Annotated in this window: 14 protein-coding genes; 5 read left to right on the top strand and 9 right to left on the bottom strand. The window is 60.6% G+C overall.

Annotated elements, in window-relative coordinates:
• Positions 1–27 precede the first annotated feature (27 nt).
• The 4 genes from bcsA to FHT76_RS22670 are packed head-to-tail and all read left to right on the top strand — an operon-like array spanning position 28 to position 8,043.
• Positions 28–2,217, top strand: a complete 2,190-nt coding sequence (gene bcsA / locus FHT76_RS22685) for a UDP-forming cellulose synthase catalytic subunit (protein ID WP_183757715.1) — start codon at positions 28–30, stop codon at positions 2,215–2,217.
• Entirely contained in the window at positions 2,217–4,724 is a 2,508-nt protein-coding gene (locus tag FHT76_RS22680) for a cellulose biosynthesis cyclic di-GMP-binding regulatory protein BcsB (protein WP_183863130.1), read from the top strand. The genes bcsA and FHT76_RS22680 overlap by 1 nt, the downstream gene beginning before the upstream one ends.
• Positions 4,721–5,770, top strand: a complete 1,050-nt coding sequence (locus FHT76_RS22675; RefSeq protein ID WP_183863128.1) for a glycosyl hydrolase family 8 — start codon at positions 4,721–4,723, stop codon at positions 5,768–5,770. The genes FHT76_RS22680 and FHT76_RS22675 overlap by 4 nt, the downstream gene beginning before the upstream one ends.
• Positions 5,767–8,043, top strand: a complete 2,277-nt coding sequence (locus tag FHT76_RS22670; protein WP_183863126.1) for a cellulose synthase — start codon at positions 5,767–5,769, stop codon at positions 8,041–8,043. The genes FHT76_RS22675 and FHT76_RS22670 overlap by 4 nt, the downstream gene beginning before the upstream one ends.
• 38 nt (positions 8,044–8,081) lie before the next feature.
• On the opposite strand, the gene FHT76_RS22665 is transcribed toward FHT76_RS22670, so the two are convergent.
• The 9 genes from FHT76_RS22665 to FHT76_RS22625 all read right to left on the bottom strand — a co-directional run bounded on the left by FHT76_RS22665 (position 8,082) and on the right by FHT76_RS22625 (position 19,393).
• Entirely contained in the window at positions 8,082–8,342 is a 261-nt protein-coding gene (locus FHT76_RS22665) for a hypothetical protein (protein WP_310503123.1), read from the bottom strand.
• 11 nt (positions 8,343–8,353) lie between these two features.
• Positions 8,354–9,109, bottom strand: a complete 756-nt coding sequence (locus tag FHT76_RS22660; RefSeq protein ID WP_183863122.1) for a COG4280 domain-containing protein — start codon at positions 9,107–9,109, stop codon at positions 8,354–8,356.
• A gap of 366 nt (positions 9,110–9,475) precedes the next feature.
• Entirely contained in the window at positions 9,476–10,465 is a 990-nt protein-coding gene (locus FHT76_RS22655) for a tripartite tricarboxylate transporter substrate binding protein (RefSeq protein ID WP_183863120.1), read from the bottom strand.
• Between the two features lie 53 nt (positions 10,466–10,518).
• Positions 10,519–12,024, bottom strand: coding sequence for a tripartite tricarboxylate transporter permease (locus FHT76_RS22650; RefSeq protein ID WP_016552143.1), 1,506 nt, complete (start codon positions 12,022–12,024; stop codon positions 10,519–10,521).
• 9 nt (positions 12,025–12,033) lie between these two features.
• Positions 12,034–12,495, bottom strand: coding sequence for a tripartite tricarboxylate transporter TctB family protein (locus FHT76_RS22645; RefSeq protein ID WP_183863118.1), 462 nt, complete (start codon positions 12,493–12,495; stop codon positions 12,034–12,036).
• A gap of 118 nt (positions 12,496–12,613) precedes the next feature.
• On the bottom strand, positions 12,614–13,597 hold the full coding sequence (locus FHT76_RS22640; RefSeq protein WP_183863116.1) for a tripartite tricarboxylate transporter substrate-binding protein: 984 nt from the start codon (positions 13,595–13,597) through the stop codon (positions 12,614–12,616).
• Between the two features lie 184 nt (positions 13,598–13,781).
• On the bottom strand, positions 13,782–15,125 hold the full coding sequence (locus tag FHT76_RS22635; RefSeq protein ID WP_183863113.1) for a sigma-54 dependent transcriptional regulator: 1,344 nt from the start codon (positions 15,123–15,125) through the stop codon (positions 13,782–13,784).
• On the bottom strand, positions 15,122–16,951 hold the full coding sequence (locus FHT76_RS22630; protein ID WP_259126318.1) for a sensor histidine kinase: 1,830 nt from the start codon (positions 16,949–16,951) through the stop codon (positions 15,122–15,124). Before FHT76_RS22630 ends, FHT76_RS22635 begins: the two co-directional genes overlap by 4 nt.
• Before the next feature lie 162 nt (positions 16,952–17,113).
• Positions 17,114–19,393 carry a CDC48 family AAA ATPase gene (locus FHT76_RS22625; RefSeq protein ID WP_183863112.1) on the bottom strand — a complete coding sequence of 760 codons (2,280 nt, stop codon included), beginning with the start codon at positions 19,391–19,393 and terminating at the stop codon, positions 17,114–17,116.
• A gap of 364 nt (positions 19,394–19,757) precedes the next feature.
• Between FHT76_RS22625 and hemA the strand changes: the two genes are divergently transcribed.
• Entirely contained in the window at positions 19,758–21,116 is a 1,359-nt protein-coding gene (hemA, locus tag FHT76_RS22620; protein ID WP_183863110.1) for a 5-aminolevulinate synthase, read from the top strand.
• The last annotated feature ends 20 nt before the right edge of the window (positions 21,117–21,136 follow it).

The raw sequence follows: 21,136 nt of genomic DNA, 5'->3' as shown, positions 1-21,136 counted from the left end.
CCAGCCTGCATTGTCAAAGGGATATTGATGCATAAAGCCCGAAGCATCATTACGTGGGCCATCGTTTCTCTGTGCGTGATCGCGTTGATCACATTGCCAGTGAACCTGCAGACCCAGCTGATCGCGAGCATTGTCGTTGTCGCCGTGATGGCGATCATCAAGGGGTTGAAGGCTGAAGGCACATGGAGGCTGATCGCCCTCGCCTTCGGCACCTCAATTGTTCTTCGCTATGTCTATTGGCGCACGACCAACACACTGCCGCCGATCAACCAGCCGGAGAACTTCATCCCCGGTCTGCTGCTCTATCTTGCGGAAATGTACAGTGTGGCAATGCTGGCGCTCAGCCTGTTCATCGTAGCCACGCCCTTGCCTCCGCGCCCATCGCGCGCGAGCAAGGAAGAGCGTTTTCCGCATGTCGACGTGTTCGTCCCTTCCTACAACGAGGATTCGCATCTCCTCGCCAACACGCTGGCCGCGGCGAAGGCCATGGATTATCCAGCCGAAAGACTGCATGTCTGGCTGCTGGACGACGGCGGAACCTTACAGAAGCGCAACTCCAACAAGTTGCTCGAGGCCCAGGCGGCTGTGGCGCGTCACAACGAACTCAGGAAGCTTTGTGAGGATCTCGACGTTCGCTACCTCACGCGCGATCGAAACGAACACGCCAAGGCCGGCAACCTCAACAACGGAATGAAGCATTCGAGCGGCGAGTTGATCGCCGTCTTCGATGCCGACCACGCGCCAGCACGCGACTTTCTGCTCGAAACTGTTGGCTATTTCGATGACGATCCGAAGCTGTTCCTCGTTCAGACACCGCATTTCTTCATCAACCCGGATCCCCTAGAACGCAATCTTCGAACCTTCGAAAGAATGCCGAGCGAAAACGAGATGTTCTACGGCATCATCCAGCGTGGCCTCGACAAATGGAATGCGGCGTTCTTCTGTGGCTCTGCCGCCGTTCTCAGCCGGAGGGCACTGGAATCCCAAGGGGGATTCAGCGGCATCAGCATCACCGAGGACTGCGAGACCGCACTTGCCCTTCATGGCAGCGGATGGAACAGCATCTATGTGGACAAGCCGCTGATCGCCGGGCTGCAGCCGGCGACCTTTGCAAGCTTCATTGGCCAACGCAGCCGCTGGGCACAGGGGATGATGCAAATTCTGCGCTTCCGCTTCCCCTTGCTGAAGCGCGGCCTGACGGTCCCCCAACGCCTTTGCTACATGTCGTCGACGCTCTTCTGGCTCTTCCCGTTTCCCCGCACGATCTTCCTGTTCGCACCGCTTTTCTATCTCTTCTTTGATCTGGAGATCTTTACGGCATCGGGCGGCGAGTTCTTGGCCTACACGTTGGCATACATGCTGGTGAACCTGATGATGCAGAACTACCTCTATGGGTCGTTCCGCTGGCCGTGGATCTCGGAACTCTACGAATACGTTCAGACGGTTCACCTGCTCCCGGCGGTGGTTTCGGTCATGCTCAATCCGCGAAAGCCAACCTTCAAAGTAACGGCGAAGGACGAGTCCATTGCCGTCAGCCGCCTCTCGGAGATCAGCCGACCGTTCTTCGTCATCTTTGCCGTACAGCTGGTCGCTCTGGCGGTAACATTCTATCGGATCTATGCCGAACCGTACAAAGCAGACGTCACCCTCGTGGTCGGCGGCTGGAACGTGATCAACCTGATTATGGCCGGGTGCGCCCTCGGAGTCGTTTCCGAACGTGGCGAGCGGGCCGCGTCCCGCCGCGTACGGGTGAACCGTCGCTGCGAATTCGGGGTCGGCGGTAAGTGGTACACTGCATCGATCGAGGATGTGTCGGTACACGGCGCCCGGCTGCATGTGTTCAACAAGCAGCTGGACCCGATGGTGATTGGCTCCGAGGGGGAAATTCGTTTCCAGCCACACAGCGGCGCAAGCATCGAAACGCTGCCGCTCATCGTCCGAAACATCCAGCCTTCCGGCGAGATTCTGGCCGTTGGCTGCCAATATGTTCCGAAGAATGCCCTCGACCATCGGCTGATCGCCGACCTGATATTTGCGAACTCCGACCAGTGGACGCAGTTCCAGCAGGCACGCCGCCACAATCCTGGTCTTATTCGCGGAACGATCTGGTTTCTCGGCCTTTCACTCTACCAGACGAGCCGAGGCCTCGTGTATCTTTTCCGCAGTATGAGGCCCGAGCGCGAGCGGCAACATCAGGCCGCGAAGGCAGGCAGCTGATGAAGAAGATCGCATCGATCTCTGCGTTCGTTCTCGCCGCCTCAACAATTGCCTATGCGCAGACGGCGCCCTTCGACATGTCGGGCGAGCGCGAGCAAGGCAGCACGCCAATGGTGCCGAGATTGACATTGCCGGCGGCGCCTGCACCGGCGACGGTCCCACAGACCTCCGTTGCACCGACGAGCCCGGCACCCTCGGCGACGCCCGCGACTCCTCCGTTCTCGATGGCACCTGCCTCACCATCTCCGGCGCCGTCACCGGCAGCGTCGCCCGCGCAGGCGGAACCACCTCGCCCCCAATCTGCTGCACCCGTCGGCCCGGCGCCCGCAGAAGCGCCGCCACCCGTTCGCCAGCGAACCGCCGATGCGCTCCGGAGATTTGTTATTCCATTCACCAAGTTTGGGTTGGATGGCGAGTATGATCGCAAATCGTGGTCGGTCTACATCACACCGGAGCAGGCCGCAGCACCGGCGAAGTTCAATTTCTCCTATCAGAATGCTGTCGTCGTTGCTCCGGAGGCGTCTGAACTGACGGTTCTTCTGAACAATCGGATCGTCGGACAACAGCAGATTGGCTCCTCGGACGCACCATCGAACGTTTCCTTCGACGTGCCCGTAGGGCTGCTGCAACCGGGCGCGAATCTCCTCACATTTGAAGCAACCCAGCGCCACCGCACTGACTGTACTGTTCAATCCACCTATGAGCTTTGGTCGGACATCGACCCCGCAAAGACCTATCTAAGCTTCAGCGGGCAAGAGGCAGCCAAGTTTTCCAGCACGGATGCCATTCGCGCCATCGGTGTCGATGAAACCGGCAGGACGCAGTTCAATCTCGTCGTGCCGGCGCTCCAGCAGCCAGGCACAACAAAGCCGCTGCTACGCCTAGCGCAGGGACTTGCGGTTCTGAGCGGCATGCCGAACCAGACATTTTCCTTCAGCCCGAGCTCGCTTCCTCAGCCTGGAGCCGGGCGCATGACCGTTGTCGTGGGAACGCCGGCCGAACTCCAGCCAGTCATCACTCCGCCGCCGGCCGCCCAGACGGCGCCGTCGGCCTCTTTCGTGACGGACCCGAAGTCGGGGGCCCCGATTCTCTTGATCAGCGGCCCATCCTGGCCCGCAATTTCGTCCGCGATCGACACGATCGTTTCGCCTACCGACCGCCCCGCGACGGCTGTTCGCGACACGCTGGCAACGCAGCGCTGGAGTGCTCCGGATGCGCCGCTGGTTCTCTCCGACACGAACCTCACCTTTTCGCAGCTCGGCGTGAAGACGGCGGAGTTTTCCGGACGCCGCTTCCGGACCAATTTCAATATCGGCGTGCCGTCCGATTTCTATGCGAACGCTTATGGCGATGCCACCGTCCTGCTGGACGCAGCCTACACACAAAACATCCTGCCCGGCAGCCATATCGACATCTATGTCAATGGCAACATTGCTTCGACTGTGCCGATCTCGTCGACAGGTGGAGGCATCTTCCGGCACCTGCCAATTCGCGTGACAATGCGGCATTTCAAGCCGGGCTTGAATACGTTGTCGCTTGAAGCCATCCTGATGACGAAGGAGGACGAGGTGTGCGTGCCTGGCACGACTGCTGGAGCAGCACCGCGTTTTGCACTCTTCGACACCAGCGAGATTCACATACCGGACTTTGCCCGGATCGGGCAGCGGCCGAACCTTGCCGGTCTGTCCGGTACCGCATATCCTTATAATCGAGCGACACAGCCAACGCCGCTTTTCATCGACATGATTGATAGCGACACCTTGTCTGCGACCGCGACGCTGCTCGGCCGAATGGCCGTCGCTGCTGGCCGCCCGCTCGACATGGAGCCGGCCGCGACGCCGGGTGCCATCGGCGAACGGGACGCAATTTTCATCGGCTCCATTTCGCAGATGCCGGCAGCCGTGCTGACGCAACTGAACATTGCGACGACCAGCCAGGCATCCTGGCAACCTCCAGCAGCGACGCAGTCAAATCAGACAGAACCTTCGGTGAGCTTCGACGATTGGCGCTCGAAAGTCAGTGGCGGCGTGTGGCGCGGCCAAATCACATCGTTTCAGGAGTGGCTACGCCGCAACTTCGACATTTCGCTGAGCTCACTGCAGTTCGTGCCAGGGTCGGAAGAAGTCTTCACGCCTTCTAACGCCGAGAGCTTCCTGATCGCTCAGGGCAAGAGCGCAGCAGGGGGATCGACCTGGACCGTTGTCACGGCTCCCTCCGCCACCGATCTGCGCGAAGGCGCCGAGGCACTCACCGCACAAGTCAACTGGCCGCAGGTCGCCGGTCATATCACCACCTATTCCAGCAAGACCGGTAAGATCGTCAGCGTCCCGGTTGGCCGCTTCGACTTCGTGACCTCTCAGCCGTGGTCAATTTCAAACTACCGCCTGATTGCCGCAAACTGGTTGTCGACCAACATCCTGTCTTACGCGTTCCTCCTGGTCGTCCTTTCGCTGCTGATCGGAGTGACAACGGCTGGCATGCTTTCCAGGCTGGGTAGGCGCGAATGAAGAGACTTCTAAAACTGATCTGTGCCGCAAGCTTTGCGGTTGCCGCTTTCTGCCAGTCCGCGCAGGCGCAAGGTCCGGGGATCACCCCGGAAGCATGGGGCGCGTACAAGGCGAAGTTTCTCGATGCGAGCGGCCGCATTGTCGATGACGCAAACGGCAATATCAGCCACAGCGAAGGTCAAGGCTATGGTCTGCTCCTGGCTTACCTTGCCAACAGCCCCGCCGACTTCGAGCAAATATGGTATTTCACCCGCACCGAACTCTTGTTGCGCGACGATGGCCTTGCCGCCTGGAAATGGGATCCCACGGTCACGCCTCACATCACCGATACCAACAATGCGTCGGATGGCGATCTCCTGATTGCCTATGCCTTGGCCCTTGCGGGGTCAGCTTGGAAGAAGGGCGAATATATCGAGGCGGCAGCGAAGATGGCGCAGGCGCTACTGTCGCACCTGGTGATCAATTCGGGTGGACGCACTCTGCTGCTGCCGGGCGCCAGCGGTTTCGATTCTCCCGATCGCAAGGATGGCCCGATAATCAATCCCTCCTACTGGGTCTATGAAGCAATCCCGGTGATGGCGCTGCTCGCGCCGTCAAGCGCCTGGCAGAAACTATCCGACGACGGTCTGGCGCTGCTGCGTGCTATGCAGTTCGGCCCACGTAAGCTGCCCGCTGACTGGGTGAGCCTCAATCGTATGCCGGAGCCCGCCGCCGGCTTCGACGCTGAATTTGGATACAATAGCCTGCGAATCCCGCTCTACCTCGTTCGCGCGGGAGTTTCGGACAAGGCTCTGCTGGCAAGATTACGCGAGGGAATGACCGCCGAGGACGGCGTGCCGGCGACGATCGACCTCGCGTCCGGCAAGCCGAAAACGCTGCTGCCGGACCCCGGTTATCGAATTGTTAACGATGTCGTGGCCTGTGTGACAAACGGTACGAAGCTGCCTGAGTCGTCGCAGCGATTTGAGCCATCGCTCTACTATCCATCGACCCTTCATCTACTTGGGTTGGCATTTATCGGGGAGAAGCATCCGGAGTGTCTGTGAAATCCTCATCCGTTGCAATTGTTGTTGCGGTGGCGGTGGCCGGTCTGGTGGCCGCCCTGAAGGATCGCGCAGCGCTACAGGAGATGCTGGGCTTCGCACCGGAGCAGGCGCCTGCACCGCAATTCATGCTTATGGGTCGCGTCAAGGGGCCGGAGATCAGCTCAAAACCGCAAATTGACGTCCAGGCCATTACTGATCGGTTGCAGGCAGCAACCACGGTTCCGCCGCCGGCATCTCAAGAGAGCGGCGTGACCGGAGGCCTATTGGTTGTTGCCCAGGCACCGCAGCAGCAGCCAACCGCCGCCCCGCCAGCAAAGCCCGCGCAGCCAAAAGTCGACGAGAGCGCATTGCGCTATTTTGCCAGCCGCGGCGACAAGGCGCGACTGCAGGCGGAGATCGCGCGGCTGCAGGCGCTTTACCCGAACTGGGTGCCGCCAGCCGATCCTCTGGCCGTTCCCCAGGGAGGCGACCCGCAGTTGGAGCAAATGTGGCAACTGTACTCGGAGGGGCGCTATGCGGAACTCCGCAAGGCCATTGCCGATCGGCAAGCCTCCGACTCGGCATGGCAGCCGCCGCCGGATTTGCTTGACCGCTTGGATGTCGCCGAGGCCCGCGCGCGCCTCGTCAATGCCTCCGACCTGAAGCAATACGCAACCGTCATTCAGATCGGCGCCAATACGCCGAGCCTTCTGACATGCAGCGACATCGACGTGCTCTGGAGAGTAGCAGAAGCGTTTGCAAGGACGGATCGCGCACCCCGCGCCCGGGATGACTACGTCTATATTCTGAAGAACTGCACCAATCCGCAGGAACGTCTGGCGACCATCCAGAAAGCGTCCGCTTTGTTGTCCTACGCGACAATGCAGGATCTCCTGGCGCTCGAACGTCCTGACGGCAACGGCGGCCGCGAATTCGACAGCATTCGAAACGACTTGGCGCGCCGCTTTGTCGCCGCTGGTAACGACGACCCCGATCTCGCCGTGGCCCCGGCTTATCTCCAGATTGTCCAACGACTCGCCGAAACTGAAGGGCTTGCAGCCGACAGCCTTCTGCTTGGTTGGTACCAGCTTCGCCGGGAGAATTATGCGGACGCGGAAAAATGGTTCCGGGCAGCACATGAGAAGGACGACACGGCTCTTGCCTCCCAAGGCCTGGCGCTGGCGTTAATCGCCGAGAAAAGGCCCCAGGAGGCGGAGGAAGTGGTCTACAAGTGGCGCGCCTCCTCCAAGGACGCGACCGCGACCTATCTCGCAGCGACAGCCAACCTGATGGCCCTGCAGCCGCCGGCTAACCTCAGCGAAGCGGTGCTCTCGCGTATCGCCGCAGAGGTCATTGCGCAGAAATACGTCCCGACGGCGCAGCAATTCGGCTGGTTTGCCCGTACGCTCAACCAACCGCAGACGGCGGCGCGCTGGTTCGAGACGGCCTTGCGTTGGAAACCGGACGACGAACCGTCTGCTTACGGATTGGCCATCACGCGCCAACAGCTACGGGATCGGGCGGGCGTGGCTGAGATCCAGCGCCTGTGGGCGGGCAAGTCCGAGCGCATCGCGCAGCTGGGCGAAACAAACAAGCGGCCAGCCACGCAAGCTCCGCTTCCAGCGCCCAGCGAGACAGTGCCGCAGGGTGAAACCGTTTCGCCACCGGAGATCGTTAGGGTCCCGACCGAGCGAATTGAGGGCACGAGCCCACCGGTCGCGCGCCAACCCGCGCTGCAAACGGTAACGGTTCGCCGCGGCGCGCGGCAACTGCGCGGATGCACGACCACGGTGAATGCGCAGTTGCTCGATCCGGAAACGGCGCTGTCGCGTGGCTGGTGCCTGATGGACATCAATCGCCCCATGGAGGCAGCAAAGGCGTTCGAGGCGGCGCTGGCCAGTCCGAACCGCAAGACACGCGAAGACGCAGCCTATGGCCAAAGCCTCGCGTATTTACGCGCCGGTCTGTCCAACAACGCCGCCGTCGCGGCCACGAAGGCGCCGCAGACACAACAGCGTGCGGCCGAACTGCAGGTCGCGATCTTGGCCGACAGAGCCGTCGCCGCCTTCGGCGCCAAGCGCTATCGCGAGACCCTGATATACCTCGATCAGCGTGCACAACTCCGGCAGGAGCCGATCGACCTGATGGTGCTGCGCGGATATGCCTATTTGAGTATGAGTATGTACGGCGACGCTGAGCGGATATTCACGGCTGCGGCTGCGACGGGCAACAAGGACGCCAATCGTGGCCTTGCCGATCTGAAGGCAGCAACGCATCCCGATACCAACGATTGACAGTGGAGAGGCGGCGCGTAGCGGGGTCTCCTTAAAAATCAAGGTAGACGCGCACTCTCAGGCGCATGGTTTCTATCGAGGCTTTGGGTGTGGACCATCCCCTTCACCTTGCGTCGAGCCGCCCGAGCAACACTTTCAGCAAGAATAAACACGCATCCCAGGAAAAGCAGGCAGGCGCCTGTCAGTCCTCCGATCACCTCGATCTTCACCATTAACCCGATGCACGCGATCAGCGCGATCGTCAGAAGCGCCAGGGCACCGTCATCGATGAACATGCCGACGATTTCTTTTATGGCCATCCTCAGGATTTTCATCTGACGACCTGCCTGACGTGAGAGGCATGATAGCGTTGGAGCGTTCTTACCAACGCGAAAGAGGCCAGGATGAGCACCAAAAGGATTGGCAGCAGCGCCAGATCGTCTCCCGGCCATTCCGCGCCGATCCCCTCGCCCGCCCAAAAAATTCCGAATGCACTCAGGAGCACTCCCACAGCAAACTTGAGGCTGTTTTCCGGGACAGTCGACAGGGGTTTGTGCACAGCGAAACCGACGACAAGAACCAATAGACAAGCCGCCACGGCGCCAACACTTGCATAGCCGATCATTCCTCGGCCCGCGCCAGTCGCAATGACAATAAACACGACCTCGACCCCCTCGAGGAGAACCGCCTTAAAGGCGGTGATGGCAGCCAGTAGATTTGCGCGGCGATCGGAGGTCTGCATGCGAAGTTTGTTCGTCTCTTGGGCGAAGGCTTTCTCCTCATCATGCAAAGCAATAAAGCCCGATGCCCTGAGGATCGCCTTCCGTAGCCATCGCATTCCGAACAGAATGAGCAACGTCCCGATCACAAACTGCATGAGCCCGATCGGAATCATCCCAAGAAGTGGTCCAAGCGTGAGCACAAGGATCGCCAGGACCGCCAGCGCCAAGCCGGTGCCGAGGAAAGCCGGCCGCCAACCCTGCGTCACGCCAACCGCCAGGATAATCGTGAAAGCCTCTACGACTTCAACCAGCGAACCAAGGAACGAGGCCGTCATCGTAGACGATATACTGGTAACGGTTGTCATGAGTGTTCCAAGTTCATTTTTCAGGTTAACAAGCGCGCCACTCCGGCAACAGAAAGGAATTCCTAGCGGCGCCTTCAGGCACTTTGACCGATTGTGCTTGCCTGCGCGAACCGCCGACGTTTAGCCGGTATTGAGCCCCATAAAATGTTCCAGGCGGTCGGCAAAGGCGCCGTCCCAACCCTCAGGTGTGGCGTTTGCTTTTGGGTCGCAAAGCTGACGCACGCCTGAAGAATGGTATTCGCTGAGCAGAGTACCAGCCAACCGACGATCTTTTCGGAGTTCCGACCCTTCGAGCAACAAGCGACGGATTTCCAACGCACGACATTCAGTTCGCGTTGTGCAGACGGCGTAAAAGATTCGCGATGGCTATTCGAGCTCGATCTTGGCGTCACGCACGACAGGTGTCCACTTGGCAATCTCCGCCTTGACGTGGGCAGCGAGCTCTTCCGGTGTGGAACCCACGATAACGGCACTGAACTCGGTCATTCGCTTGCCCACTTCAGGATCGGCGAGCGCCTTGTTGGCTGCCGAGTTCAGACGGGCTACGACATCCGCGGGGGTGCCGGCGGGAGCGAACAATGCGTTCCAGGTATAGGTTTCGTAGCCGGGAACAGTCTCGGCAACGGTCGGCACATCGGGGAAGGATGGCGCGCGTTCCTTGGTGGTGACCGCAAGTGCACGCAGCGTGCCGCTCTTGATGTGGCCAGACGAGGACGGCAGGTTGTCAAACATGATCGGAACCTGATTGCCGAGGACATCGTTCAGCGCCGGGCCTGACCCCTTGTACGGGATGTGCTCCATTTCCACTCCCGCCATTGCCTTGAAAAGCTCACCGGATAGATGCAGCGGCGTACCATTGCCGGAGGAGGCATAACTATATGTGCCTGGATTGGCCTTGAGGAGCGCCACCAGTTCGGCGATCGTTTTGGCCGGCAATTCGGGATTGACGACGAGAACGTTCGGAACGACGACCAACAGCGAGATCGGCGCAAAATCCCTTTCAGGATCGTATGGGGTTGACTTCAGGATCAACGGATTGAGCGCGTGGGTCGCGACGGTCCCCATCAGAATCGTGTAGCCGTCAGCATCGGCGCGCGCAACATTGCCTGCGCCGAGATTTCCGCCTGCGCCTGCGACGTTCTGCACGATCACCTGCTGGCCCAGATCCTCGGACATCTTCTGCGCGAGGATGCGGGCAACGACGTCAGTCGATCCGCCGGCTGCAAACGGGACGACCATCGTCACCTGCCGATCAGGAAAATCTGCCGCTCGCGATGGTGATGCGGCGACCAACGCCGCGGCCACAGCAAGGCCCGCAGCAAGCGTGCTGCGTCGGGTCAGGTTCAGTTTCGTCATCCTTATTCCTCCTCGTTGCGGTCTGTTTGTCGGCGCGATGCTATTTCGTTGGTTCAGTCTTCTTCCTGGAAAACCTCCTCACGCTTCGCCTTCACCGAAGGCAGGAACACCACCAGCAGGACGGCAAGGGCGATCAGAAGCAAAATGGCGCTGATTGGACGTGTGACAAACGTCATCGGATCGCCGCGCGACAGGATCATCGCACGCCGGAGATTTTCCTCCAGCAATGGTCCCAGCACGAACCCCAGGAGCAACGGTGCCGGCTCGCAGCGCAATTTGACCAACAGGTAGCCGGCTAACCCGAAAAAGGCGACCGCGTAGAGGTCGTAGACATTGCTGTTAACGCTGTAGACCCCGATCGAGCAGAAGGCCATGATAATCGGGAAAAGTACGTAATAGGGAATTGTCAGCAATTTAACCCAAAGGCCGATCAGGGGCAGGTTGAGCACAACCAGCATCAGGTTGCCGATCCACATGGATGCGATGATCCCCCAAAACAGCGCCGGCTGCTCGGTGGCCACATTCGGACCCGGCACGATCCCCTGGATGATCATGGCGCCGACCATCAGCGCCATCACCGGATTTGCCGGAATGCCCAGCGTCAGCAACGGAATGAATGAGGTCTGAGCACCGGCGTTGTTGGCCGATTCCGGCCCGGCCACACCGGCGATGGCGCCGTGACCGAACTCCTGCGGGCGGTCGGAGATGCGCTTCTCCACTGTGTAGGAGGCAAAGGCGGCAAGGATGGCGCCGCCACCCGGCAGGATCCCGAGTGCTGAGCCAATCGCCGTGCCACGCAGAACCGGGGCGATCATCCGCCTGAAGTCCTCGCGCGTCGGCCAGAGGCCGCTAACCTTGGCCATCAGCACCGTGCGGGTCTTCTCTCCCTCCAGGTTGCGCAGGATTTCCGCAACACCGAACACGCCAACGGCAACGGCAACGAAATTCAGTCCGTCGGCATATTCGCGAATGCCGAGGGTAAAGCGGGGCGTTCCCGTATAGATATCCGTACCGACCAGTCCAAGCAGCAGGCCTAGCGCGACCATGGCGAGAGCTTTGACAATCGAGCCGTGGGCGAGGGCAACCGAGGACACCAGGCCGACGATCATCAGTGAGAAGTATTCGGCGGCACCGAATTTCAGGGCAAGTGCGGTGAGGGGGATTGCGAAGATCGCGACGAGGAAGGTCGAGACGGTGCCGGCAAAGAAAGAGCCGAGCGCCGCAATCGACAGTGCCGCTCCTGCCCGGCCGCGACGGGCCATCTGATAGCCGTCAATCGCCGTCACCGCCGAGGAGGACTCGCCGGGCATGTTGATGAGGATCGCCGTGGTCGAGCCGCCATACTGTGCCCCGTAGTAGATGCCCGCCAGCATGATCAGCGAGGAGACAGGCTCCAGCTGGAAGGTGATCGGCAACAGCATGGCGATCGTCGCAGTCGCCCCGATCCCTGGCAAGACACCGATCAACGTACCCAGCAGCACACCGATGAGGCAGAAAAGAAGGTTTTCTGGTGAGGCCGCGGTGCTGAAACCCAAGGCGAGATTGCTGACAAGATCCATCGCCGCCTCCTAGAACCGAACCCAAGGGCCGAACCGCTCGAACGGCAAGCCAAGCGCATAGCTGAAGACAATGACCGAGAAGAGGGTTATCGCGACCGCAAGCACCAACGCCAGCGGCACCTTCATCCGCGAAGATGCGAAGGCCGCCACCAGCGACACCAGAAACAGCGACGGTACGAAGCCCATCCCGCGCACCGTCAATCCAAAGACGATCGGTGCCGGCAGGATGAAAGCCATTCCGCGCAGCGCCATCGGGCCCAATGGTTCGCCGTGCACCCGTGTTGCCTGGATCAGCACGATCAGGCCAAGAAGCGTCAGGACGACAGCAAGCAGCAGCGGAAAGTAGCCCGGCCCCATTCGCAGGGCGGTGCCGAGTTCAAGATTAAGACATTGATAGATGAAGAAGCAGCCCAACCCGATGAAAAGCGTGCCGCAAAGCGCGTTGGTGCTGTCGAACGTCAGCGATTTCATATGTCCCCCTTGGCGATGGTCGTGGCGCGGCTCGCCGGCTGTCCCGACGCGAAAAGCACGGCCGACTGCCGCAGCGATCGCGCCGCCCGAAACCCATTCCGGGCGGCAATCGACATAGCTAGTCGGCGTATTGACCCGCCGCCTCGATCACCGGCTTCCAGCGGGTAATCTCTGCTTCGAGTTTAGCCTTGAGGGCGGCCGGCGTTGCATCCGCCTCCGGCGATGGGTCGGTGCCGAGTTCGGCGAAGCGGGCCACAACGTTCGGGTCCTTGAGGGCAACCTGCAGCGATTTCGACAGCCGCTCGGTTACCGCAATCGGTGTACCCTTGGGCGCATAGATCCCATGCCAGATGCCGACCTGGAAGTCGGCAAGACCCGCTTCGACTGCCGTCGGTACATCGGGAAGCACCTTCAGGCGTGCAGGCGAAGTGACAGCGTAAGCCTTGATCGTGCCGCCCTGGATCTGCTTGGTCGTGTTGGTGGTCTGGTCGCACATGATGTCGACCTGGCCGCCGAGCAGGTCAGTCATGGCGGGGCCGGTGCCCTTGTATGGAACGGTGGTCAATGGCGTTTGGATTGCGCTCATCAGCATCATGCCACACAGGTGCGAAGCCGCGCCGATGCCGGCATTCGCAACGGTGACGCTATCCTTGTTGGCCTTGACGTATTCGACAAGGCCCTTGAGGTCGGCCGGCTCAAAATCCTTGCGCGCAACGATCGTCATCGGCACGTCGGTCACAAGGCCCACATACTCAAAGGAATTCAGGGTGTCATAGGCAAGCTTGCGATAGAGCGTGGCGCTGGTCGCCATGCCGATGTGGTGCAAGAGCAGCGTGTAGCCATCTGCATCAGCCTGAGCGACGCGGCCTGCACCAAGGGTACCGCCAGCGCCGCCGACATTTTCAACGACGATCTGCTGGCCGAGGTCCTTCGACATCGACTCGGCAACCAGACGGGCCACAGTATCCGTCGGGCCGCCAGCGGCAAACGGGACGACCATCGTGATCGTCCGTTCCGGGTAGGTTTGAGCGATTGCGGATGCGGAAACGAGCGAAGCGGCAGCGATGGCCGTCACGCCCAGCAAGGCATTCAATATTTTCATTTCATCCTCCCAGTAACCCGCCGGAACGGCTCCCCCCGCTCCGGTCACGAACTGTCACTGTGGAACGCCTAGTGCGCCGGACAACCGGCAGAGGCATAGCTCCTTGCATTTTCCTGCATGATACCACACGAGACGGGTGGGAAAGGGGACAAACGAACGGGATCGTGGGTGGATTTCCACCCATTCACGCTTCGTCCTCATCGTCGCTCCTGCCTTTTTCAAGCCCGTATTTCTGCATCTTCTCGTAGAGCGTCTTTCGCGAAACGCCGAGCATCTCATAGACCGGACGGAGACTGCCGCCGTGGGTGGCAAGCGCACTGGCAATGAGGCCACGCTCGTAGGCGGCAACCCTGTCTGCGAGTTTCTGATTTTGCTCCGCTGTGTCCTCCGGCTGGAGATCGAGACCAAGAACCAGCCGATCGGCGGCGTTGCGCAATTCACGCACATTGCCCGGCCAGGTCCGCGAGCCTATCCTGCTGATCGTTTCTGGCCGCACCTCCACGTCGCTGCGCCCGTAGCGGGCGGCCGCCTCTCGAACAAGCTGGAGAAACAGAAGCGGAATATCCGCCTGTCGTTGCGCAAGCGCGGGCACGTGAATAGTAGCGACATTGAGACGGTAAAGAAGGTCTGGACGAAAGCGGCCCTGCGCGACTTCGATCTCCAGATCAACCTTGCTCGTCGCGATGAAGCGCACGTCGAGCGGTACAGCCTCGTTGGAGCCCAGGCGCGTGATAACGCGCTCCTGCAGCACGCGCAGGAATTTAGCCTGAAGATCGAACGGCATCGAACCAATTTCGTCGAGCAGGATCGTGCCACCTCGGCCGTGCTCGAACTTGCCGTATCGCGGCCGAAGAGCTCCGGGAAAAGCACCGGCTTCGTGTCCAAACAGCTCGCTTTCGATCAGAGTCTCCGGCAACGCAGCGCAATTGATCGCGATGAACGGCTTTTCTGCGCGGGCGCTGGTATCGTGCAACGCACGGGCTACCACCTCCTTGCCGACGCCCGTCTCACCGATGATCAGTGTGTCGGCATCCGTCGCTGCTATTGCACGCAGTCGATACCGCAGGTCCACCATGGCCTGGGTGCGTCCCGGCAGGCGCGCCTCGATGTCGTCGCGTTTGCCGGCCACGGCGCGCAGCCGTCTGTTCTCGAGAACCAAACTGCGCCGATCCAGCGCGCGTCGGATGATGCCAACCAGATGCTGGGCCGCGAAGGGCTTTTCAACGAAGTCATAGACCCCGGCGTGCATGGCGCTGACGGCGAGCTGCACATCTGCGTGTCCCGTCACCAGAATGACCGGTATCTCGGAATCCATTTCGCGGACGCGCTGCAACAAAGTCATGCCATCCATTCCGGGCATCCGGATGTCGCTGATCACCACGCCGTCGAAGCCATAGCCGACCCGCTCCAGGACCGGCTCGGCGCTCGCGAATGTCGCGACGTCGAGTCCGAACAGGCTGAGCGCCTGGGCGGAAGAGCGACGCATCTCCTCTTCGTCGTCTATCAGGAGTATCCGGCCTTCCTTCATTCGGCCGCCTCACTGACAACGGGCGCGGCATCAAGCACGATACGGAACTCGGCGCCCCCGTCTTCTGCATTGCTGACCGAAAGGGTGCCACCGAAATCCTTGATGATATTGTAGGAGATCGACAGGCCCAGTCCGAGGCCGCGGCCAACGCCCTTCGTGCTGAAGAACGGATCGAAGATGCGCTCGGCGATCGCGGGGGAAACACCCGGACCATGATCGCGGACCGTGAGGATCATCTTGGCGCCATCCTGAACCGCCACGACATGGATACGTCGGTCATCAAGACCTTCCACCGCATCAGCGGCGTTGGTGATGATATTGACGAGAACTTGTTGAAGACGCACAGAGCCCGCCTGCACGGCGGCGGAAGGTTCGCCGAGGTCGATGACGAGTGTCGCGTCTGCCACTTTCAAACGCGCGGAAACGATTTCGAGCGTATCGGCGATCGCAGTCGCGAGCGAAACCGGCCCTACCTTTTCATTTGGTTTGCGCGCAAAATTGCGCAGGTGTCGGCTTATCGACGCCATCCGGTCTATCAGGCCGGAGATGCGAGAGAGGTTATCGCGGGCCTCGTCGACTCGATCGCGCGCAATCAGCATTGCGGCACTGTCCACATAGGTCTTGGCGGCAGCAAGCGGTTGGTTGAGTTCATGCGATAGCGCGGCTGACATTTGTCCGAGGCCAGCAAGTTTTCCTGCCTGGATGAGATCCGCCTGTGTCTGGCGAAGCTTCTGTTCAGTCAGGCGCCGCTCGGCGATCTCCTCTTCGATGCGCTGATTGACGTGCGCGAGAGCGGCGGTCCGCTCCTCCACGCGCTCCTCAAGTTCATTGCGCGCATCGATCTGCATGCGCATCCGCTCCTGCGCCCGGGCGCGACGCTGCAGCACGATCGCGACAACCAGCCCCATCAGACCGATTGAAAGCAGCACTGCGATGAGCATGGTCCGCGCCTGCGCATGCACCGAACTTGTGTCCATCAACACACTGACGGTCCAGTCGGCATCCCTCATATAGTGAGAGAGCGTCAGATATTCCCTGGGCGCGGCGCCGTCGGCGACTGTAAGCAGCCGATGACCATCAGCATACTGCTCGCTAATTGGAAGTGGCCTGAGAACAGCCTCGGCATAGCGGCGCGATGCCTGGGTGCGTCGCAGGCGCTCCTCTGTCAATGGCAGGACGGAGGAATATAGCCACTCGGGGCTACCGGTCATGAAGATGATGCCTTCCGGGTCGGACACCAGTATCTTGTACTCACCGCCCTTCCACGACCCCTCGATCGAGTCGATGTCGACCTTGAAGACAATAACCCCGCGTACGGTCCCGTTCACCTGGATGGGAGAGGCGAAGTAGTAGCCTCGCTTCAACGACGTCGTGCCGAGCGCGTAAAACCGCGCCTGACTCCCCCTTGCAGCGTCTTGAAAGTAGGGGCGGTAGCTGAAGTTCTCCCCCACGAAGCTGGTCGGCCCATCGTAGTTGCTCGCAGCGATCGTATCGCCGTTCATCCGCATCACATAAATGTCGGACGATTCAAGCAGGCTATTGATTTCCTTGAGATAAGTGTTTGCTCTACTGCGGAGAGCCTCATTGCCGGGATCGTTCACCAGTTGCTTGATATTGTCATGATCGGCAATCAATTCAGGCAGCGGTTCATATCGGCTCAGATGTCCCGCAAGCGCCGAAACGGCCAGGCGCAAGGCGGAACCAGCCTGCAAGGACGCCTCGTTCATATAGCTTCGCGTCGCGAATTCCCTGCCGGAAGAGATAGCCGCGTAGCAAGCAGCCGACAAAAGGCAGAGTCCGACAAGAACACGAAATCGCTGCTTCACGAACGCGGGCTCCTCCCTCCCCTCGCCATGGCCCTTCCGAGCACAGAGTAAGTGTAGAGATCAAAGGCAGAGTTTCCAAGAGCGATCCCGATGGATCCGCCTGGCCAGGAATGGCTTCGCGCATGACAACCGAAACAAGCGGTCCGCTGGACAGGCGGCAGGCTACTCGGCCGCTTGTCGCCGAGCTGTAAAGCCGATCTGCATTCTCTGCGGATTCTCCTGGCGAAGTGTGCGCAGCATCTCCTCGTACTCTCGCTCCATCTCCGGCGTTACAGACGGCCGCACCTCCTGCAGCGCTCTCGTGAAATCCTCGTTGGTGACCGTCGATGCGTCGAGAGACTGGCGAAGCGCGATCAGCCCTGCCCGCCGCGTCAGATCCTCCAAATCGGCTCCGGTGAAGCGCTCCGTCTTTTCAGCCAGGTCGTCGAGATCGATGTCGCCAGCCAATGGCATCTTCTTCGTATGAATGCCCAAGATCTTCCGTCTCGCTTTCGCATCGGGAACGGGAACATAGACCAACTCGTCGAAACGGCCCGGGCGAAGCAGAGCCGGATCAAGCAGGTTCGGGCGATTGGTGGCAGCCATGACGACGACACCCTGCATGTCTTCGAGGCCGTCCATTTCAGCCAGAAGCGTATTGACGACGCGCTCTGTCACAGCGGGCTCGCCCAAGCCTCCACCTCTCGCAGGTGCCAACGAGTCAATCTCGTCGATGAAGACCACGGTCGGCGCGACCTGTCTGGCGCGTTCGAAAAGGCGGGACACCTGCTGCTCGGATTCGCCGTACCATTTAGACAGGAGATCGGACGATTTGGTTGCGACAAAATTGGCCTCGGCCTCGCGAGCGACCGCCTTCGCAAGAAGTGTCTTGCCCGTTCCGGGCGGTCCGAATAGCAGGAAGCCCTTCGCCGGACGGATGCCCATGCGCTTGAACGACTGGGGAGATCGAAGCGGCAGTTCCACCCCTTCTCTCAGCCTCATTTGCGCTTCATCAAGGCCGCCAACATCCTCCCACCGGACATTGGGGGCCTGGATCATGATTTCGCGCAATGCCGATGGCTGTATGCGCTTCATTGCGGACATGAAATCATCTTGCGATACCGTGAGTCTTTCGAGGACCTCGGCGGGGATGCCATCCCTCAGATTGATGTCCGGCAGAACGCGCCGCAACGCGTCCATGGCCGCCTCGCGTACCAATGCACCGAGATCGGCACCGACAAAGCCGTAGGTCGTCCGGGCGATCTCATCCATGTCGGTGTTTTCAGCGAGCGGCATTCCTCTTGTATGGATGGCAAGAACCTCCCGCCTTCCATTCTGATCCGGCACACCAATGACGATTTCGCGGTCAAAGCGCCCCGGCCGACGAAGCGCTTCGTCGATAGCATCGCGCCTGTTGGTCGCGCCGATCACCACGATGTTCTGCCGCGGCTCCAACCCATCCATCAGGGTCAATAGTTGAGCAACGATGCGCCGCTCCACTTCGCCGGTGACTTGCTCGCGTTTTGGGGCGATGGAATCGATTTCGTCGATGAAGATGATCGACGGCGCGTTTTGCGACGCCTCTTGGAACACCTGCCTCAGCCGCTCCTCGGACTCACCGTATCGGCTGCCCATGATTTCCGGGCCGGCGATATGGTAGAAGTTGGCTTCCGTTTCGTTGGCAACGGCTCGCGCAAGCAGCGTTTTGCCGGTCCCTGGAGGGCCGTAAAGAAGAACACCCTTCGGCGGATCGATCCCGAGCCGCTGAAACAGTTCAGGATGGCGCAATGGCAACTCGACCATCTCCCGGACTTGGTCCACAGAAGACCCCAAACCGCCAATATCGTCGTAGGTAACGTCTGCCCTGCGTGCTTCCTTCGGCTCTTCGAACTGCGGGCGAAGCTCAACGACGGTTTGCTCAGTCATCTGGACGATGCCGCGCGGCTGCGTCGACACGACCACGAGCCTGATTTCTTGGAGGCCGTATGCCGGCAGATCGAGAAGGTTTCGCAACGCCTGATCCCGCGGATCTCGTCCGCTTGCGCGCTGCTGGACGGAGGTCGAGATGACGTCGCCTGCGACCATGGGCCGATGCAGAAACGTTCGCTGCAATGCCTCGCCGGAGCCCTGGAGAACGAGATTTTTCTGCGCGGGCGCGAGCACGACCTTGGCGGCCGCCCTCGCCTCGACCTTGCGAACCTCGATGTGATCGCCGCTCGTCGCACCTGCATTGACCCTCTGCAAGCCATCGAGGCGCACAATGTTGAGCCCTTCGTCATCCGGGTAAGGCTGCATCGCAATAGCGGCCGTGTGACGCTTGCCTATCAACTCGATGAGATCGCCCTCGCGCACGCCAACCTTATTCATTGCCGTAGCGGATAGCCGCGCGATGCTCGCTCCGGCGTCCTGTGGCCTCATGTTGGCAACTTGCAGCGTTAGAACCTGATCGTCCGGAACAGACATCACCCTCTCCACAAAATCATTCCTGAAACACGATCAGGTGGTAGCTAGAGGCGCAGAGAAAAAGGCAAGCCACGGAACGGTGTAAGCGCGGTCCGTTGGCACTCTTGCCAGCCCAAAACGGGTGGTCCGCACGCACCTCCGGCTGCCGGTTGGAGACAGAGCCCATATTTGAGGGGGCGTCTCCGAGACCAACTACAAAGGTCGCAGGAAACTATGGGACTTTCGTCCAGTCCAACGGCACCTACGTCGCAAACTTCGTTCAACCTAAGTAGGTCCCTGACAGCCCGTGAACTCCCTTACCATACAAGGTGGAATCAAGTCGGAACCTCGTACCGAGGATTGGGATCCGACCAAGGAGGGGGCAATGGACTATCGTGCGTTCTTCACCAACGCCCTGGATGGGCTACGTCAGGAAGGGCGCTATCGCGTCTTTGCCGACATAGAAAGAGTGGCGGGCGCCTTTCCGCGCGCCCGCTATCATGATGGCGAGCGCGTCCGTGATGTCATTGTCTGGTGTTCCAACGACTATCTCGGCATGGGGCAGAACGACAAGGTTCGGCAAGCCATGCATCGTTCGATCGACCTGTGCGGCACCGGCGCCGGCGGCACGCGCAACATCGCCGGCACCAACCATAGTCACGTCCTGCTGGAGCGCGAATTGGCCGACCTCCATGGCAAGGAGGCCGCTCTGCTGTTTACGTCGGGCTACGTCTCCAACTGGGCGGCCCTTTCTACCCTTGCGGCGAAGCTGCCGAACTGTGTCGTCCTGTCCGACTCCGGCAACCATGCCTCCATGATCGAAGGCATTCGTCACTCCCGGGCCGACTACCGGATCTTCAAGCACAACAGCCCAGAGGATCTGGCACGCTCTCTGCGCGAAGTCGAACCCGGCCGCGCAAAGCTGGTCGCCTTCGAGTCCGTCTATTCCATGGACGGCGACATCGCGCCGATCGCGGAACTGTGTGACGTGGCTGAACAGTATGACGCCATGACCTACCTGGACGAAGTCCATGCCGTCGGCCTCTACGGCCGGCATGGTGCAGGGATCGCAGAGCGTGACGGGGTGATGAATCGTCTGACAATCATCCAGGGCACGCTCGGCAAGGCATTCGGGGTCGTTGGGGGATACATCGCATCCAGCGCTCCGGTGGTCGACTTCGTCAGATCCTTCGCCTCCGGCTTCATCTTCACGACGGCGCTTCCGCCGATGCTTGCGGCCGGAGCTCTTGCCTCCGTACGGCACCTGAAGGAGAGCCAACGGGAACGGGAAGCTCAACAGCGTCACGTTCGGATGCTGCGCGAGCGCCTCGACGAACGGGGCATTCCGCACCTCGCCAACCCCAGCCACATCGTGCCGGTAATGGTCGGCGATCCCGTGAAATGCCGGACCGTCGCCAATCTGCTGCTCGACGATTTCGACATCTATATCCAGCCGATCAACTACCCAACCGTTCCCCGCGGCACAGAAAGGCTGCGCATCACCCCTTCGCCCCTCCATAGCCGGGCAGACATCGATCGGCTGGTCGCGGCCCTGGACGAGGTTTGGGAGCAGATGGGGCTCGCTCGCGCTTCGGGGATCAGAAAGCAGCCGACAAGGGTACCGATACCGGCTTGGCAGCCAAAGGAACCGGCCATCTGCGCCGGCTGTCGCACCCTCTTGGCCATGAGCAACTGTTCCACCGGTGGCGACCGCGCTGCGATTGCGAGTGCCACCTTGGCGTAGAGGGCACCGTCATGAACGGA

This window comes from Rhizobium sp. BK176 (genome assembly GCF_024808055.1).
This window is presented reverse-complemented; position numbering and strand designations above follow the sequence as displayed.

Bases quoted from the DNA above. Each gene is read 5' to 3' on its own strand.
- FHT76_RS22675 (WP_183863128.1), top strand. From the start codon at position 4,721: ATGAAGAGACTTCTAAAACTGATCTGTGCCGCAAGCTTTGCGGTTGCC.
- FHT76_RS22650 (WP_016552143.1), bottom strand. From the start codon at position 12,024: ATGGATCTTGTCAGCAATCTCGCCTTGGGTTTCAGCACCGCGGCCTCA.
- bcsA (WP_183757715.1), top strand. From the start codon at position 28: ATGCATAAAGCCCGAAGCATCATTACGTGGGCCATCGTTTCTCTGTGC.
- FHT76_RS22625 (WP_183863112.1), bottom strand. From the start codon at position 19,393: ATGTCTGTTCCGGACGATCAGGTTCTAACGCTGCAAGTTGCCAACATG.
- FHT76_RS22660 (WP_183863122.1), bottom strand. From the start codon at position 9,109: ATGACAACCGTTACCAGTATATCGTCTACGATGACGGCCTCGTTCCTT.
- FHT76_RS22645 (WP_183863118.1), bottom strand. From the start codon at position 12,495: ATGAAATCGCTGACGTTCGACAGCACCAACGCGCTTTGCGGCACGCTT.
- FHT76_RS22680 (WP_183863130.1), top strand. From the start codon at position 2,217: ATGAAGAAGATCGCATCGATCTCTGCGTTCGTTCTCGCCGCCTCAACA.
- FHT76_RS22635 (WP_183863113.1), bottom strand. From the start codon at position 15,125: ATGAAGGAAGGCCGGATACTCCTGATAGACGACGAAGAGGAGATGCGT.
- FHT76_RS22665 (WP_310503123.1), bottom strand. From the start codon at position 8,342: ATGGCCATAAAAGAAATCGTCGGCATGTTCATCGATGACGGTGCCCTG.
- FHT76_RS22640 (WP_183863116.1), bottom strand. From the start codon at position 13,597: ATGAAAATATTGAATGCCTTGCTGGGCGTGACGGCCATCGCTGCCGCT.
- FHT76_RS22655 (WP_183863120.1), bottom strand. From the start codon at position 10,465: ATGACGAAACTGAACCTGACCCGACGCAGCACGCTTGCTGCGGGCCTT.
- hemA (WP_183863110.1), top strand. From the start codon at position 19,758: ATGGACTATCGTGCGTTCTTCACCAACGCCCTGGATGGGCTACGTCAG.